This window comes from Streptomyces sp. P9-A4, from assembly GCF_036634195.1.
Lineage (GTDB): Bacteria > Actinomycetota > Actinomycetes > Streptomycetales > Streptomycetaceae > Streptomyces.
The window spans coordinates 5,001,569-5,017,433 of sequence record NZ_JAZIFY010000001.1 but is presented as its reverse complement, the minus strand read 5'-3'; the positions used below and the strand labels follow the sequence as shown (position 1 = coordinate 5,017,433).

The 15,865-nt window shown below is 73.5% G+C and carries 12 protein-coding genes; 1 reads left to right on the top strand and 11 read right to left on the bottom strand.

All coding sequences use genetic code 11. The features are described 5' to 3' along the window. Nucleotides 1-21: 21 nt before the first annotated feature. From V4Y03_RS22765 to V4Y03_RS22750, 4 genes are all read right to left on the bottom strand, one after another. Nucleotides 22-345, bottom strand: a complete 324-nt coding sequence (locus V4Y03_RS22765) for a hypothetical protein (protein ID WP_332436124.1) — start codon at nt 343-345, stop codon at nt 22-24. Further along, the gene (locus V4Y03_RS22760; RefSeq protein WP_317877369.1) at nt 342-713 is read right to left on the bottom strand and encodes a WhiB family transcriptional regulator; all 372 of its coding nucleotides are present in this window, start codon (nt 711-713) and stop codon (nt 342-344) included. The genes V4Y03_RS22765 and V4Y03_RS22760 overlap by 4 nt, the downstream gene beginning before the upstream one ends. Nucleotides 714-883: 170 nt before the next feature. Then, on the bottom strand, nt 884-1,237 hold the full coding sequence (locus V4Y03_RS22755) for a hypothetical protein (protein ID WP_332436123.1): 354 nt from the start codon (nt 1,235-1,237) through the stop codon (nt 884-886). A 172-nt stretch (nt 1,238-1,409) separates the two neighbouring features. Then, nucleotides 1,410-3,590: an ATP-dependent DNA helicase UvrD2 gene (locus V4Y03_RS22750; RefSeq protein WP_317877367.1), complete on the bottom strand. Its 2,181-nt coding sequence runs from the start codon at nt 3,588-3,590 to the stop codon at nt 1,410-1,412. A gap of 146 nt (nt 3,591-3,736) precedes the next feature. Between V4Y03_RS22750 and V4Y03_RS22745 the strand changes: the two genes are divergently transcribed. Then, the gene (locus V4Y03_RS22745; RefSeq protein WP_056553652.1) at nt 3,737-3,991 is read left to right on the top strand and encodes a mycoredoxin; all 255 of its coding nucleotides are present in this window, start codon (nt 3,737-3,739) and stop codon (nt 3,989-3,991) included. 101 nt (nt 3,992-4,092) lie between these two features. Here the strand turns inward: V4Y03_RS22745 and nudC are convergent, their stop codons facing one another. The 7 genes from nudC to V4Y03_RS22710 form a co-directional block, all read right to left on the bottom strand. Beyond that, nucleotides 4,093-5,061, bottom strand: coding sequence for an NAD(+) diphosphatase (gene nudC, locus V4Y03_RS22740; protein ID WP_443079818.1), 969 nt, complete (start codon nt 5,059-5,061; stop codon nt 4,093-4,095). Between the two features lie 35 nt (nt 5,062-5,096). Next, nucleotides 5,097-6,515 (bottom strand): dipeptidase, encoded by a 1,419-nt coding sequence (locus tag V4Y03_RS22735; RefSeq protein ID WP_317877366.1) that lies wholly within the window; start codon nt 6,513-6,515, stop codon nt 5,097-5,099. 10 nt (nt 6,516-6,525) lie between these two features. Then, nucleotides 6,526-10,074 (bottom strand): ATP-dependent helicase, encoded by a 3,549-nt coding sequence (locus tag V4Y03_RS22730; protein ID WP_332436122.1) that lies wholly within the window; start codon nt 10,072-10,074, stop codon nt 6,526-6,528. Between the two features lie 74 nt (nt 10,075-10,148). Further along, nucleotides 10,149-10,955 (bottom strand): hypothetical protein, encoded by an 807-nt coding sequence (locus tag V4Y03_RS22725; RefSeq protein WP_332436121.1) that lies wholly within the window; start codon nt 10,953-10,955, stop codon nt 10,149-10,151. A gap of 81 nt (nt 10,956-11,036) precedes the next feature. After that, nucleotides 11,037-11,813: a hypothetical protein gene (locus V4Y03_RS22720; protein ID WP_332436120.1), complete on the bottom strand. Its 777-nt coding sequence runs from the start codon at nt 11,811-11,813 to the stop codon at nt 11,037-11,039. A gap of 142 nt (nt 11,814-11,955) precedes the next feature. Then, nucleotides 11,956-15,243 (bottom strand): ATP-dependent helicase, encoded by a 3,288-nt coding sequence (locus V4Y03_RS22715; protein WP_332436119.1) that lies wholly within the window; start codon nt 15,241-15,243, stop codon nt 11,956-11,958. Between the two features lie 224 nt (nt 15,244-15,467). Further along, nucleotides 15,468-15,833, bottom strand: a complete 366-nt coding sequence (locus V4Y03_RS22710) for an MGMT family protein (protein WP_056551386.1) — start codon at nt 15,831-15,833, stop codon at nt 15,468-15,470. Nucleotides 15,834-15,865 lie beyond the last annotated feature (32 nt).

Below are 15,865 nucleotides of genomic sequence, written 5' to 3'. Positions count from 1 at the left end.
TCTGTCGGTCCGGGTACGGACTCAGTGCATGACGGCCATGGCGAGCGCGCGGCGGGCGCGCAGCGAGACGCGCTCGGCGCGGCGCTGCATGCGCCGGGCGGCGACCAGGCGCACGGCCTGGCGTTCCGCGTCGGCCTCACGCTGTCGCTCGTGCATATGAGCACGAGCCAGGGCTTCTGGGGCGAGTTGCATTTCACGGGTCCTGTTCTGACGCGCGACGGGCGCGGCGGAGGGGGAGAAGACTGAGGTCGCGAAGCCGGCGGGCTCGCTGGTGGAAGAGGTCATCGGGGCCTGCTTCTGGGGATCGTGCGTGAGGGGGCGGTCGATGGTTCCGGTGGCGCTCATGCCGCGACGACCGGGTTCTTGCGCGGACGGCCACGGGGCCGCTTGCGGGCGACGACGACGCCCTGGACGAAGAGCTCGCCACCCCAGACACCCCAGGGCTCGCGGCGCTCCTTGGCGCCGGCGAGGCAGGCGGCCACGAGCGGGCAGGTCCGGCAGAGGGACTTCGCGTACTCGACGTCGGCCGGGGACTCCGCGAAGAAGACCTCCGGGTCGTAGGCGCGACAGGGGACGGGCACGCCGAGGTTCTCGATGGCGTCGTCGAGCGCGGTGAGCGCGGTGAGGGGGATCAAAGCGGGGTCCTCCGTGAGGCCGGGCAGGGGGATCGAGTCGGAAGGCGGTACGGACGGGGCGTGCGCTTCGAGTTGCACGGCGGTATTTCCTCGTCTGGTCGTTTCCGGCCGGTTGACCGGGTTTTCGGCTGGTACCGGGTGGTGCTGTCCCGAGGCGCCTTCGTGTCCTCCCCGTTCGGGGACAAACAGAAGGGCCGCGGATCCCGGGTGGGGTTCCGCGGCCCTGAAGGCGCCGGTCTGATCAAGGATCAGACTGGATCACTCCAGGGTTCGAGCCCACGGAAGGCCCACATCTTGTGGTGGTGCGTCGTCGTCTGCTGCTTGCCGGCACCGGTCGCCGCAAAGCCATAGACCGTGGCCTTGCCTGCTTCTACTGCTTCCAGTGCCTTGGTCGGTCGCTCATTGCGCAGCTTCCGGGCAGCCTCACCGAGACCGGAAATACCGGCGACGGGCAGACCGGTGGCGGGCAGACCGGTGCCAAGGAGCGCAGCGGCGGAGAAGCCGAGCGTGCAGGCGGAGGCGGCCGAGCGATCGGTCATTTTGGCGGTGCTGACGAAGCTGACGGTGCTGGCGGAGCTGGTCTGGATGGTGTAGCTGATCACTGGATTCGCCTCCTCTCGGCGTCTCGGAGGGTTCGGGTGTGAGCCGGACCCTCATGTTTATTTGGACAAGTACAGCACGAAGACAGGGCTTCGAAGAAGCCGCTGTTGTCGTGGTTAAGAACCTATGGGGCTTGACGGGGCAGGCGCAAACTATTTTTCCGACGAGTTTTCCTCAGTCCTCGTCCACTCCTGCCCCACTGTCCTCACCTGCGCAGATGGCCAGGACATCGGCGCCGAAGCGGTCCAGCTTGCGGGCTCCGACGCCGGAGATCGTGGAGAGCTCCCCGCCGGTGGCGGGGACCCGCTCGGCGATGGCCATCAGCGTCTTGTCGGTGAACACGCAATAGCCCGGCTGGCCGAGTTCCCTGGCCTGTTCCGAGCGCCACTCGCGGAGCCGCTCGTAGAGGCCCTCGTCCATGTCCGAGGGGCAGTCCTCGCAGCGCATCAGCTTCATGGCGCCCGCCTCGGTGAGGGTCGTCCCGCAGACCCGGCACAGGGCGGGGCCGCGCGGCTTGCGCCGGCCTGCCGCACCGGAGCCCCGCTCGAAGGAGCCGGACCCGCCGGACGGGACCGTGCCGAGGGACCCGGAGCCGGGCCGCAGCCCCTTGAGAAAGCGGCTGGGCCGCCGGGAGGCCCGGCCGCCCGGGGAGCGCGCGAGCGCCCAGGAGAGCGTGAGGTGGAGCCGGGCGCGGGTGACACCGACGTACAGCAGGCGTCGTTCCTCCTCGACCTGCTCGTCGGTCTTGGCGTAGGTGATGGGCAGCATGCCCTCGGTGAGGCCGACCAGGAAGACGGCGTCCCATTCGAGGCCCTTGGCCGCGTGCAGCGAGGCGAGGGTGACGCCCTGGACGGTCGGGGCGTGCTGGGCGGCGGCCCGCTCGTCCAGCTCGGCGACCAGGTCGGAGAGGGTGGCGCCCTGCTTGGCGCGGGCGAAGTCCTCGGCGAGCCGGACGAGGGCGGCGAGGGACTCCCAGCGGTCGCGGACGGCGCCCGAGCCCGCGGGCGGCCTCGTCGACCAGCCCTTGGTGGAGAGCACGGCCCTGACCTGCGCGGGGAGGTCGTCGGCGTCGTCGAGGAGGGAGTCGTTGCCCCCGGCGCGGGCGGCGCCGCGCAGGGCGATGCCCGCCTCCCGTACCTCCTGGCGCTCGAAGAAGCGCTCGGCGCCGCGCAGCTGGTAGGGCACCCCGGCGTCGGCGAGGGCCTGCTCGTAGACCTCGGACTGGGCGTTGATCCGGTAGAGGACGGCGATCTCGCCGGCCGGGACGCCGGCGGCGATGAGGTCGCGGATGCGGCGGGCGGTGCCCTCGGCCTCGGTGGGCTCGTCGGCGTACTCCGTGTAGACCGGCTCGGGGCCCGGGTCGCGCTGGGAGATCAGCTCCAGACGGTGGTCGGCGGCCCGGCCGCGGGCCTGGCTCAGCAGCCCGTTGGCGAGGTGGACGACCTGCGGGGTGGAGCGGTAGTCGCGGACGAGCTTGACCACGGTGGCGCCGGGGTGGCGGGTGCGGAAGTTCAGCAGGTGGTCGGGGGTGGCGCCGGTGAACGAGTAGATGGTCTGGCTGGCGTCGCCGACGACGCAGAGGTTGTCGCGGTCACCGAGCCACAGGTCGAGCAGCCGCTGCTGGAGCGGGGAGACGTCCTGGTACTCGTCCACCACGAAGTGCTGGTACTGGCTGCGGATCTGGTCGGCGATGTCGTGCCGGTCCTGGAGGATGCCCACGGTGAGCAGCAGCACGTCCTCGAAGTCGATCACCGAGCGGTCGCGCTTCAGCTGCTCGTACATGGCGTAGATCTGGCTGATCTCGGCCGGGTCGCGGGGGGCGTCCCTGAGGGACTTGGCGACGACGGCCGGGTAGTCGGCGGGGACGGTCTGGGTGACCTTGGCCCACTCGATCTCGCCGGTGACGTCCCTGAGCTCGTTCCGGTCGAGCCGGACCCGGCAGCGGGCCGCCGCGTCGGCGACCAGCTGGATCTTCCGCTCCAGGAGCCGGGGCAGATCGCCGCCGACGGCTTTCGGCCAGAAGAACTGGAGCTGGCGGAGGGCCGCCGAGTGGAACGTACGGGCCTGGACACCGCCCGCGCCGAGCTGCCGGAGCCGGCCGCGCATCTCGCCCGCGGCGCGGTTGGTGAACGTGACGGCCAGCACGCTGGCGGGCTGGAGTCTGCCCGACCGGACCCCGTAGGCGATGCGGTGGGTGATCGCCCGCGTCTTGCCCGTGCCGGCTCCCGCCAGCACGCACACCGGGCCGGTCAGGGCCAGGGCGACCTCGCGCTGCTCCGGGTCGAGCCCGTCGAGCACCGCGTCGGCCGTCTCCGGGACCTGCGGGAAAAGAGTGGAGTGCGTTGCTGCTGTCACCCCCCAATGCTGCCAGGTCGGGCGGACTCGTCGCGGAGGCTTGTCCACAGGGGGCCTCGCCGGTCATACGAACTCCGGGAATGGGACGGAAGGCCCGTACGTTCTCCTTCTCGGCACCCGTCAGCGAAGAAGAGGAGCGCCTGGTCATGCAGGGCACTGTGACGATGTACAGCACCACGTGGTGCGGCTACTGCCGTCGGCTGAAGAGCCAGATGGACCGCGAGGGCATCGCGTACACCGAGATCAACATCGAGCAGGACCCCGAGTCGGCGGCCTTCGTCGAGAAGGCCAACGGCGGCAACCAGACCGTGCCCACGCTTCTGGTGGTGGCCCCCACGGGTACCGAGTCGGTCATGACGAACCCGTCGCTGGCCCAGGTCAAGCAGGCGCTGACCGCCTGAGCCCCGCGAGCGGTACGACGAAGCCCCCGGCGACACACGGCCGGGGGCTTCGTCGTACCGGTCGGCCGGACCACCTCGCCCGGCTCGGTCGTATCCGTCGGTCAGACCACGTCGCCCGGCTTCGGCAGCGGCTTGCCGTACCAGCGCTCGATCAGCCGGGAGGCGATCGAGATGCCGTACGGGGGCACGATCTCGCCGGACTCGAAGGCGGCGGCCAGGTCCTCGCGGGAGAACCAGCGGGCCTCGTGGATCTCCTCGCCGTCCACGTTTATCTCCGAGGACGTGGCCCGGGCGAAGAAGCCCAGCATCAGGCTGGACGGGAACGGCCAGGGCTGGCTGGCGATGTACTCGACCTCGCCGACCGTGACGCCCGCCTCCTCGAAGACCTCGCGGGCGACCGACTGCTCGATGGACTCGCCCGGCTCCACGAAACCGGCGAGGGTCGAGAAGCGGCCCTCCGGCCAGTGCACCTGACGGCCCAGGAGCGCCCGGTCCCGGTCGTCCGTGACCAGCATGATCACCGCGGGGTCGGTCCGCGGGTAGTGCTCGGCGCCGCAGGCCTGGCAGCGGCGGATGTGGCCGGCCGCGGCGATGACCGTGCGCTCGCCGCAGCGCGAGCAGAAGCGGTGGAGGCGCTGCCAGTTCTCCAGGGCCACCGCGTGCACCATCAGGCCGGCGTCCCGGTCCGAGAGCAGCAGACCGGCCTCGCGGAGCCCGGCGGGCCGCGCGGACTGGTCCATGCGGCCGGGCAGCGAGTCCTTCTGGAGCGCGAAGTAGGAGACGCCTTCGGCGTCCGTGCCGAGGAAGTAGCGGTGGGTCTCGGTGACCGGCGCCTCGAACGCCGGGGTCATGACGAGTTCGGTGCTGCCGTCCGGCAGGTCGTCGATGAGCACCTGCCCCGCGGAGACCACGAAGACCCGGGTGGTGGGGTGGCTCCAGGCGGCGGCCAGCCACGCCTCGTCGAGGCGGTGGTGCGCGGCGCGGTCGATGCCGCTCGGGGCGGTGAGCGAGATCGGGCGGTCCGCCGGCGCGTGCTTCGGACCGCTCTGCGCGTTCTTCAAGGTGCTCACAGGTGCTTCCAACTCCCCCGGATCGGTGTGTGGGTTCAGCGCTGGGCGACGAGGAGGGCGGCGGGCAGGTCGCCCCACAGGTGCGCGGTCGTCTCGACGCCCTTCATGAGGAGATCGAGTTCGATCTTCTCGTTGGGGGCGTGCCAGCCGTCGGACGGGACGGAGATGCCGAGGAAGAGGACAGGCGCTTCCAGGACGTCCTGGAGGTCGGCGGCCGGTCCCGAGCCGCCCTCGCGGGTGTAGCGGACCTTGGCGCCGTCGAAGGCCCGGCTCATGGCCCCGGCGACCGCCTTGAGGGCGGGGTGGCCGAGGGGCGTGAGGCAGGGGCGGGTCGGGGCGCCGAAGACGATCTCGTACCGGATGCCGGCGGGGACGAGGGCGGCGAGCCAGTCCCGTACCGCCAGTTCGATCTTGGCCGGGTCCTGGCCGGCGACCAGCCGGAACGACAGCTTGAGCTGGGCGGAGGCGGGGACGATCGTCTTGCCGCCGGGGCCCTGGTAGCCGCCGCCGATGCCGTTGACCTCGGCGGTGGGTCGGGCCCAGACGCGCTCCAGGGTGGAGAAGCCGGCCTCGCCGAGGGTGCCGTGCGACTTCGCGGTGCGCAGCCAGGCCTCCTCGTCGAAGGGCAGCTCGGCGACGAGGGCGCGCTCGGCGTCGGTGAGTTCGGTCACGCCCTCGTAGAAGCCGGGGATCGCCACGTGCTCGTGCTCGTCGTGGAGGGCGGCGACGATCCGGCCCGCGACGGTGGCCGGGTTCGGGACGGCGCCGCCGAAGGAACCGGAGTGGATGTCCTGGTCGGGGCCGTACAGCTCGATCTCGCAGTCGGCGACCCCGCGCATGCCGGTGCACACGGTGGGGGTGGTCTCGGACCACATGCCGGTGTCGGAGACGATCACGGCGTCGGCGGCGAGCCGCCCCGCACGGGTCTCGACGAGCTCGCGGAAGTGCGGGGAGCCGGACTCCTCCTCGCCCTCGACGATCAGCTTGAGGTGCACGGCGGGCGCCGTGCGGCCGGTGGCGGCGAGGTGGGCGCGGACGCCGAGGGTGTGGAAGAACACCTGGCCCTTGTCGTCGGCCGCCCCGCGCGCGTACATCCGGCCGTCGACGACCGTCGGCTCGAAGGGGTCCGTGTGCCAGCCGTCCTCGCGGGCCGCGGGCTGCACGTCGTGGTGGCCGTAGACGAGGACGGTCGGGGCGTCCGGGTCGTCGGAGGGCCACTCGGCGAAGACGGCGGGGGCGCCGTCGGTCTCCCAGACCTCGACCGTGGTGAAGCCGGTCTCCGTCAGCTTGGCGGCGAGCCACTCGGCACTGCGCCGTACGTCGTCGGCCCGGTCCGGCTGCGCGGAGACGGAGGGGATGCGCAGCCACTCGGCGAGGTCGCCGAGGAAGGCGGCACGGTGCTGCTCGATGTACGTACGTACGGCGTGGACGGCGCTGTCCGGGGTCTCGCTCATGCCCCCGAGCCTATCCGGCGTCCTGGGGTGCCCCTCCCAGCAGGAGGGTCTCCAGCTCGGCCCGGCCGGGCAGCCGGGCGGGCCGCGCGACCTCACCCGTTCGGACGTACACGAAGGCGGCGGCGACCTCCTCGGGCGGGAGGCCGTGCTGCTCGGCCCAGGCGAGCCGGTAGATCGCGAGCTGGAGGGGGTCGGCGGTGCGGTGCCTGCTGGTCTTCCAGTCGACGATCTCGTACGCCCCGGAGTCCGGGTCCCGGTAGACGGCGTCGATCCGGCCCCGGACGACCCGGCCGCCGAGCGAGAGGTGCACGGGGACCTCGACGCGGTACGGGGTGCGGTGGGCGTACGGGGTACGGGCGAAGGCCTCCTTGAGTTCGTCGAGGTCCCGCTCGTCCAGGATCTCCGGCTCCCCCGCGAAGTCCTCGCCGCCGGGCAGCTCCTCCGGGCCGAGGAACGGCAGCGGCAGCTCCTCGAACCGGGACTCCACCCACGCGTGGAAGCGGGTGCCCCGGCGGGCGGCCGGCTGCGGCGCCTGGGGCATGGGCCGGGCCAGCTCCTGGGCGAAGCCGTCGGGGTCGGCGGCGAGCCGCAGCACCTGGGAGGCGGAGAGGTACGCGGGGAGCAGGACGTCCCGGGTGGTGGCGCGGGCGCGGCGCAGCTCGGTGGTGAGGGCGGTCAGGTCGCGGTCCCAGGAGGCGATGGTCCGGGCGTCCTCGGGGGTCAGCCCGGGTTCCGGGTCCCTCGGCGCGGGGACGCTGTCCGCGTGGGTGTCCTCGGGGAGGGTCTCCTCGTCCCAGAGGGGTTCCTCCTCCTCGGGCCAGGGGTCCTCGGGGTGCGGGTCCGCCGGGGACGGGGCCTGGGTGGGCCCGGCCTCCCGGTACGGGGTCTCCCTGGGCAGGGGGTCCCCGTGCAAGGGGTCCCCGTGCAGGGGCTCCCCATGCGGGGGGACCCCTTGCGGGGGCTTCCCGTGCGAGGGCTCCCCATGCGGGGGCTTCCCGTGCGAGGGCTCCCCGTACGAGGGCTCCCCGTGCGCGTCCTCGGTGTCCGGTGCCGTGTCGATGGACCACAGCGCCGTCTTCACCTGTTCCGCCGCCCTCCTCCGGAGGGCCAGCGCGTCCGCGTCCAGGGGCAGCGGCCAGGTCTGGTCCGTCCCGTCGTCCGCAAGGGTCGGGTTCTTCTCCTCCGGTCCCGGCTCCTGCGCCCAGGCCTCGATGTCGCCGTGGCCCGCCGCGCAGTGCTCGTACAGGTCCTGGAGGAAGTCCGAGGGGCCCCGGGGCTTCTTCTGCGAGGGGCCCCACCAGTGGGCGGAGCCGAGCAGCAGGGAGCGGGGGCGGGTGAAGGTGACGTAGCCGAGGCGCAGTTCCTCGGTGTGCTGGTGGTCCTTCATGTCGTTCTTGAAGGCCGAGAGGGACTTGGCGTCCCAGGTGTCGATGCGGGGCAGGGTGGGCGCGTCGCCGCGCAGGGCGTGCGGGAGGACCTGCGGCTGGGAGGTCCAGGACTCGCGGGCGCGGGCGCTGGGGAACTGGCCGGCGACCAGGCCGGGGACGGCGACGACGTCCCACTCCAGGCCCTTGGACTTGTGGGCGGTGAGGACCTTGACGGTGTTCTCGCCGCCGGGGAGGGCGTTGTCGAGGCCCTTCTCGTACTGGACGGCCGTCCGCAGGAAGCCGAGGAAGGCGAGCAGGCTCGCCTCGCCGTCGAGGGAGGCGAAGCCGGCGGCGATGTCGAGGAAGTGGCCGAGGGTCTCGCGGCGGCGGGCGGCGAGCGCGTGCGGGGACGCGGACAGCTCGACCTCCAGGCCGGTCGCGGAGAGCACCCGGTGCAGGACGTCCATGAGGGGGTCGGCGAGCGAGCCGCGCAGGGCGCGCAACTCGGCGGCGAGGCGTGCGAAGCGGACCCGGGCGTCGGCGGAGAACGCCAGGCCGTCGTCGGCGGCGCCGCCGGAGTCGAGGAAGGTGTCGAGCGCGTCGGCGAGGGAGACGACCTCGGCCGGGTCGACGCCCTCGACGGCGGCGGCGAGCCGCTGTTCGGGGTCCGGCGCGTCGCCGCCCCGGTGGACCAGGAGGCGGGCCCGGCGGCCGAGGAGGGCGAGGTCGCGGGGGCCGATGCGCCAGCGGGGGCCGGTGAGGAGGCGGACCAGGGCGGCGTTGGCCCCGGGGTCCTGGAGGACCTCGCAGACGGCGACGAGGTCGGCGATCTCGGGCAGGTGGAGGAGGCCGGAGAGGCCGACGACCTCGACGGGCACGTCACGGGCGACGAGGGCCGCGTGGATGGCGGGGAAGTCGGTGGCGGTACGGCACAGGACGGCGATCTCGCCGGGCTCGCGGCCGGTGCGGACGAGGTGGGCGAGGGAGTCGGCGAGCCAGTCGATCTCCTCGGCGTGGGTGGGGAGGAGGGCGATGCGGACGCTGCCGTCCTGCTCCGCGCCGGGCGCGGGCCGCAGCGCCTCCACGCCCGCGTGCATCGCGCGCAGGGGGGTCGCGAGCCGGTTGGCGAGGTCGAGGAGACGGCCGCCGCTGCGCCGGTTCTCGGAGAGCGAGTAGCGGTCGGCGGGGCTGCCGTCCGCGTGCGGGAAGTGCTCGGGGAAGTCGTCGAGGTTGGCGACGGAGGCGCCGCGCCAGCCGTAGATGGCCTGGCAGGGGTCGCCGACGGCGGTCACGGCGTGGCCGGTGGGCGGACCCGCGGCGCTCCGGCCGAAGAGTCCGGAGAGCAGCAGCCGCTGGGCGACGGAGGTGTCCTGGTACTCGTCGAGGAGGACGACCCGGAACTCCTGGCGGAGGATCTCGCCGACTTCGGGCCGGGTGGTGGCCAGCTCGGCGGAGCGGGCGATCTGGTCGCCGAAGTCGAGCAGGTCGCGGGAGCTCTTGGCGGCGCGGTAGCGGACGACGAGGTCGAGGAGTTCTCGGCGGGCGGCGGCGGCCTCGGGGATCTTGCGCAGTTCGGCGTTGCTGAGCCGGGCGCCGTCGAGGGCGGTGAGCAGCTCGGAGTCGTACGCCCGGAGCGTCTCCGGCGGTACGAGGTGTTCGGCCAGCTCGGCATCGAGGGCGAGGAGGTCGGTGACGAGGGTCGGGAACGACCGGGTGAGGGCCGGGTACGGGCCGGGGGCCTCGCGCAGCACGCGCGCGGCGAGCTGGTAGCGGGTGGCGTCGGCGAGGAGCCGTGAGGTGGGTTCCAGGCCGATGCGGAGGCCGTGGTCGGTGAGGAGCTGACCGGCGAAGGCGTGGTACGTCGAGATGCGGGGCTCGCCGGGGGGCTCGTCGGGGTCGATGACGTCGGGGTCGGTGACCCCCGCGCGGACGAGGGCGGTGCGGACGCGCTCGGCGAGTTCACCGGCGGCCTTGTTGGTGAACGTGAGGCCGAGCACCTGCTCGGGGGCGACCTGGCCGGTACCGACCAGCCACACCACGCGGGCGGCCATCACCGTCGTCTTGCCGGAGCCGGCTCCGGCCACGACGACGTGCGGGGCGAGCGGCGCGGTGATGCAGGCCGTCTGCTCCGGGGTGAAGGGGATGCCGAGCAGCTGCTTGAGCTGCTCGGGGTCGGTGATGCGTGAGGTCACCCCAAAGAGGCTAACGGGGCCGACCGACATTCCGGTCCGGTACGGCTCCGGCCCGGAAGGTCATCAGGGGCTCGTCACGCGGGCGTGCCCTGGTCCAGCTTCGACAGGTCCACGGTCTCCGAGGCGGGCGGGATCACCACCTTGACGGGCTTGTCGTAGTCGGAGAGCACCAGGGTGCCGGGTTCGCCGCCGCCCTTCTTCGCCATCTTGAGGATGTACGGCTTGCCCTCCTGGGCGACGGACACGCTGGTCGTCTCCCCGTCGGCCCTCTTCTTCACCAGGGTCGCGACCGGGGTGCCGCCGACCTTCGCGTCCGGGCCCCTGACGAGGCCGCGGCGCTCGGCCTTGTCCTTGCCGAGGTCCGCGAGGAGCGACTTCAGGTCGCAGACGCCGCCGAGGTCGGCGCTGCCCGCCTGCCCCGGGGAAATCTTCAGCCAGCGGCCCTTGACCAGCTCGATCGTGGCGGCGATCTGCGCGGGGGACATCCCCTGGGAGGTCATGGAGGCGCGCCAGAAGGCCTCGTCGCCCTTGAGGTAGGTGATCGCGTCGGCCTTGCGGAGTTCGGCGGTGCCGCCCTTGATCTTCATCACGCCGGTGCACTCGTCGTGGTCGTTGACGGCGAAGTCGATGTCGAGCGGCTGGCCGCCCGTGGACAGCCGGCCGGTCATGCGGAGGGAGGTCGCGGACCGCGTGGCGGTGACCGCCTTGTTCCCGATCTGCTCGGCGGTGAGGCCGGCGAACGGATCGGGTGACGGGGCCGTCACCGCCGGTGCGGCGGCCTGGGCGCCGGCCGCCGCCCAGGCCACCGCGGGTGCGGGGCCTGTCACGACGGCGACGGCGCAGACGACGGCCGCGGCACGGAGCTTTCGGTGGGACGCCATGCGAGCCTCCTCGCGGTTCACCCGAGCCCTGTCCACCAGGGTCGCTCCACGCGCGCGTGGCCGCTACTCCACCCGGGTGGGTCAGGAACCGCCGAGCTTGGCCAGCTCCGCCATGTCGACGATCTGGTCGGCCGGGGGCGCGGCGACCGCGAGGGGCTTGTCGTACTCGCTGAACGTGACGGTGCCGGGCTCCTTGCCGCCGGTGCTGACGACGCGCAGGACGTACGGCTTGCCCTCCTTGGCGACGTAGAAGGTGGTGGTCTCGGCGCCCTTCTTCTTGGTGAGGGTGGCGGCGGCGGCGCCGTCGACGTCGGCGTCCTTGCCGCGGGTCAGGCCCGTGCGGTCGCTCTTGTCCTCCTCGTCCATCTCCTTGATCATGGTCTTGAGGTCGCAGAGCGAGCCGAGGTCGTTGTCGTCGCCCTGGGACGGCATCTTCATCCAGCGGCCCTTGAGGAGCGCGGACATGGCGCCGGCCTCGTCGGCCGAGGCGCCCTCCTCGCCGCCGGTGGAGCGCCAGAAGGCGTCGTCGCCCTTCATGTACGTGAAGCCGCCGGTCCGCAGGATCTCGGCCTTGCCCTCGCCACCCGTACCCGCGGACATGCTGCCCTTGCAGGAGCCCTTGCTGTCGAGGGTGAAGTCGGTGGTCATGTCCTGGCCGTCGGTCTTGCCGGTCCCGTTCATGCGCAGGGAGGTCGCCGTCTTGGTGGTCGTGACGGCCTTCTCGGCGATGGCGTCGGCGGTGAGCCCGGCGAAGGGGTCGGCGGCGGCCTTGTCCTTGTCCTGGGAACAGCCGGTGACGCCGGCGACCAGGGCCACGCAGATCGTCGCCGTCGCCCAGAGCTTCCTGTTGGCCCTCATGCCCGTACTCCTCACAGCGGTCCTTCACAGCTTGTCTTCACGCCGCCCTTACCGGACGTCGCGAGAAGAGTGACCTGCGAGGAAGTGCGAAGGATGTACGGAAGGGGTACGTGACGCTCCCCACAGCGGGGACCGAGGGGTGTCAGTCGACGACGTGGCGGCCCTCGGGGCGGGCGCTGCACGAGGCGCGGAACGAGCAGGTCGTGCAGTGCTGGCCGGTGGTGGGGGTGAACCGCTCGTCGAGGACCCGGCCGGCGGCGGTGGCGAGCAGTTCGCCGACCCACTCCCCGGTGAGGGCCTCCTGCGCCTGGACCTTCGGCAGGGCGTCGCCGCCCTCCTTCTTCGGGGCGCCCTGGCGCAGCTGGACGAGTTCGGCGCCGCCGGGTTCCGGCCGCCGGCCGTCGAAGAGCTCGTCGAGCGCGCCCTCGCGGACGGCGAGCTGGTAGACGGCGAGCTGGGGGTGGTGGTCGACCTCGTCGCGGGTCGGCGCGGACTTGCCGGTCTTGAAGTCGACGACGTACGCGCGGCCCTCCGCGTCGGTCTCGACGCGGTCCATGGAGCCGCGGATGCGGACCTCGTACTCCCCCGCCGCCAGCGTCACGTCGAAGTCCTGCTCCGAGGCGGCCGGGGTGCGCCCGCCCCGGTCCATGACGTGCCAGCTCAGGAAGCGTTCCAGGGCCACGCGCGCGTGGGCCTTCTCCTGGGCCGACTTCCAGGGGGCGTCGAAGGCGAGGGCGTCCCAGACGGAGTCCAGGCGGGTCATGAGGACGTCGAGATCGGCCGGGGTGCGGCCGGAGGCCACCTCGTCGGCGAGGACGTGGACGACGTTGCCGAAGCCCTGGGCGGCGGTGGCGGGCGCCGCGGCCTTGACCTCGCGGCCCAGGAACCACTGGAGGGAGCAGGTCGTGACCAGGTTCTCCAGGGAGCTGGGCGACAGGGCGACGGGCCGGTCGCGGTCGCGCAGCGGGGCCGCGCCCCGGGTCGGCTCGAAGAGGCCCCACCAGCGGTCCGGGTGGGCGGCGGGGACGAGCGGCTGGCCGTCCTCGTCGGTGAGCGCGGCCAGCCGCGCGAGCCGGTGGGCGGCGGCGTCGCGGAGCGCGGGCGTGGCCGCCGGGTCGACGGTGGTGGCGCGCAGCTCGGCGACCAGGGCGGAGACGGCGAGGGGGCGGCGGGGGCGGCCGGGGACGTCCTTGGGCTCGGCGCCCAGCTCGGTGAGGAAGCGGGACGGCTGGTCGCCGTCCTCGGCGGCGGCCTTCACCGCGGTGACGACCAGCCGGTCACGCGCGCGCGTGGCGGCCACGTAGAAGAGGCGTCGTTCCTCGGCGAGGAGGGCGCCGGGGGTGAGGGGTTCGGCGAGGCCGTCGCGGCCGATGCGGTCGGCCTCCAGGAGGGAGCCGCGGCGGCGCAGGTCGGGCCAGAGGCCCTCCTGGACGCCGGCGACGACGACGAAGCTCCACTCCAGGCCCTTGGAGCGGTGGGCGGTCATGAGGCGCACGGCGTCGGGGCGGGTGTGCCGGCGGGTGAGGGTGTCGGCGGCGATGTCCTGGGCGTCGAGTTCTTCGAGGAAGTTGAGGACGCCTCGGCCGCCGACGCGTTCCTCGGCGCGGGCGGCGGTCTCGAAGAGGGCGCAGACGGCGTCGAGGTCGCGGTCGGCGTTGCGCCCGGCGGGGCCGCCGCGCAGGGCGGCGCGCTCCAGGCGGCCGGGCCAGGGGGTGCCGTTCCAGAGCACCCAGAGGGCCTCCTCGGCGGTGCCGCCGTCGGCGAGCAGGGTGCGGGTGTCCCGGAGGAGGTCGCCGAGCCGCTTGGCGCCGCGGGCGTACGCGGGGTCGTGCGCGACGAGCCGCTCGGGCTCGGCGAGGGCGCGGGCGAGGAGTGCGTCGGAGGGCGGCGGGACCTTGTTGCCCGCGTCGCGCTCCTCGTCGCGCAGGGCGCGGCCGAGTCGGCGGAGGTCGGCGGGGTCCACGCCGGCGAGGGGGGAGGCGAGGAGTTCCAGCGCGGTTTCGACGGAGAGCCAAGGTGCGTCGGTCGCGGGCCGGCCCACGGCCTCGGGCCCCGACGAGACCGCCCGCAGCGCCAGCAGCAACGGCGCCACCGCCGGTTCGTGGCGCAGTGGGGTGTCCGCCGCGTCCGTTTCCACCGGGACGCCCGCCGAGGTGAGGGCGCGGCGGAGGGACGGGAGGGTGGCGGCGGCGCGGGTGAGGACGGCCATGTCCTGCCAGGGGACGCCGTCCTCCAGGTGCGCGCGGCGCAGCAGGTCGGCGATGTTCTCGGCCTCCGCCGAGGCCGTGGGGTAGGTGTACGCCTCCGCCCGGCCGCCGTCCCGCGCCGCCGTGAGGTCCCGGTGGGCGCGGACCCGGTCGGCGGGGAGCCGGGGCATCGGCATCCGCCGGGCGAGCTGCCGGGTCGCCCCGAGCAGTTCGGCGCCCGAGCGGCGGGCGGTGCGCAGCACGCGTACGTCCGCGCCGCCGAAGGCGTCGGGGAAGTCGAGGATGCCGTTCACGTCGGCGCCCCGGAAGGCGTAGATGGACTGGTCGGGGTCGCCGAGGGCGACGACCGTGCTCCGGCCGCGGCCCGCGAGCGCGTGCAGCAGCCGGACCTGCGCCGGGTCGGTGTCCTGGTACTCGTCGACGTACACCGCGTCGTACCCGGGCAGGGTGGTGTCCCCGGCGAGCAGTACGGCCCGGTGGACCAGCTCCGAGTAGTCGAGGACGCCCTGGAGGTCGAGGACGTCGAGGTACTCGGCGAGGAAGCCGGCCGCCGCCTTCCAGTCGGGGCGGCCGACCCGGTCCGCGAAGCGGGCGAGGGCGTCCGGTTCGAGGCCCAGCTCGCGGGAGCGGGCGAGGACCGCCCGGACCTCGTCGGCGAAGCCGCGGGTGGTGAGGCAGGCGCGCAGTTCGTCGGGCCAGCGGATGCTGCCGAGGCCGTCCTTCTCCAGGTCGACGTGGCCGGCGAGCAGCTCGCGGACGGCGAGGTCCTGTTCGGGGCCGGAGAGCAGCCGGAGGGGTTCCGCGAAGAGTTCGGCGTCCTGGTGGGCGCGGATGAGGGCGTAGCAGTACGAGTGGAAGGTGGTGGCCTGGGGCGGGCGGCGGCCGCCGAGCCGGGCGGCCATGCGGTCGCGGAGTTCGACGGCGGCCTTGCGGCTGAAGGTGAGGACGAGGAGGCGCTCGGGGTCGGCGCCGCGCTCCATGCGGGCGGCGACGGCCTCGACCAGGGTCGTCGTCTTGCCGGTGCCGGGTCCGGCGAGGACGAGAAGTGGTCCGCCCGCGTGGTCAACCACTTCCCGTTGCGCTGCGTCCAGCTGAGGGGGATCCATGGGGGCCGGCGTGGTACGCACCAGTCGGTACGCGCCCGGGGTCCGCTGCCGTCCCGGACCCGGGTACGGCTGTCCCTGGTGCGGCGGCGTACGCCGGGTGGTCGAGGAGGTACTCACGTGGGTCGCCGGTCCTGGTGGGAGTGGTGGTGCGGGTGAGGCGGGCGTCCGCCTCGGCCGTCCGTCGGGCCCGGGGGCCCTCCGCCGCTCCGGGAGACGCGAACGTCGACGTTACGCGAAACGGCCCGCCGCCGAGCCGTACTCCGCGCCCCGCCCCCTCGCGTGCGGGACCGTCCCGGCGGCGGGCGCGCCCCGCCCTCCGTGTGCTCCCCCGGCGGACGGGCTCAGGTGTGAGATCCGTCCCAGCGGGCCCGCCGCATGTCGATCCTCGGTACGTGCCCCTCGGCGGCCGGACCCGCCTCGCGCAGCGGGGTGCCCTCCTCGCGGTAGTGGCCGAGGGCCCGCAGCTCGTGCCCGGGGAGCAGGGTTCCGTCCGCGCGGACCACCCGCCACCAGGGCGCCGTCCCGCCGTACAGGGCCATGACGCGGCCCACTTGGCGGGGTCCGCCCTCGCCCAGCCACTCGGCGACGTCCCCGTAGGTCATCACCCGGCCGGGAGGGATGCCGTCGGCCACGTCGAGCACTCGTTCCGCGTACTCGGGCAGTTCTCCGGTCTCCCCCACGGGCTCCTCCATGCTCATCCGCCCCATCCTGCCTCACCCCACCGACATGGCCCTGATGC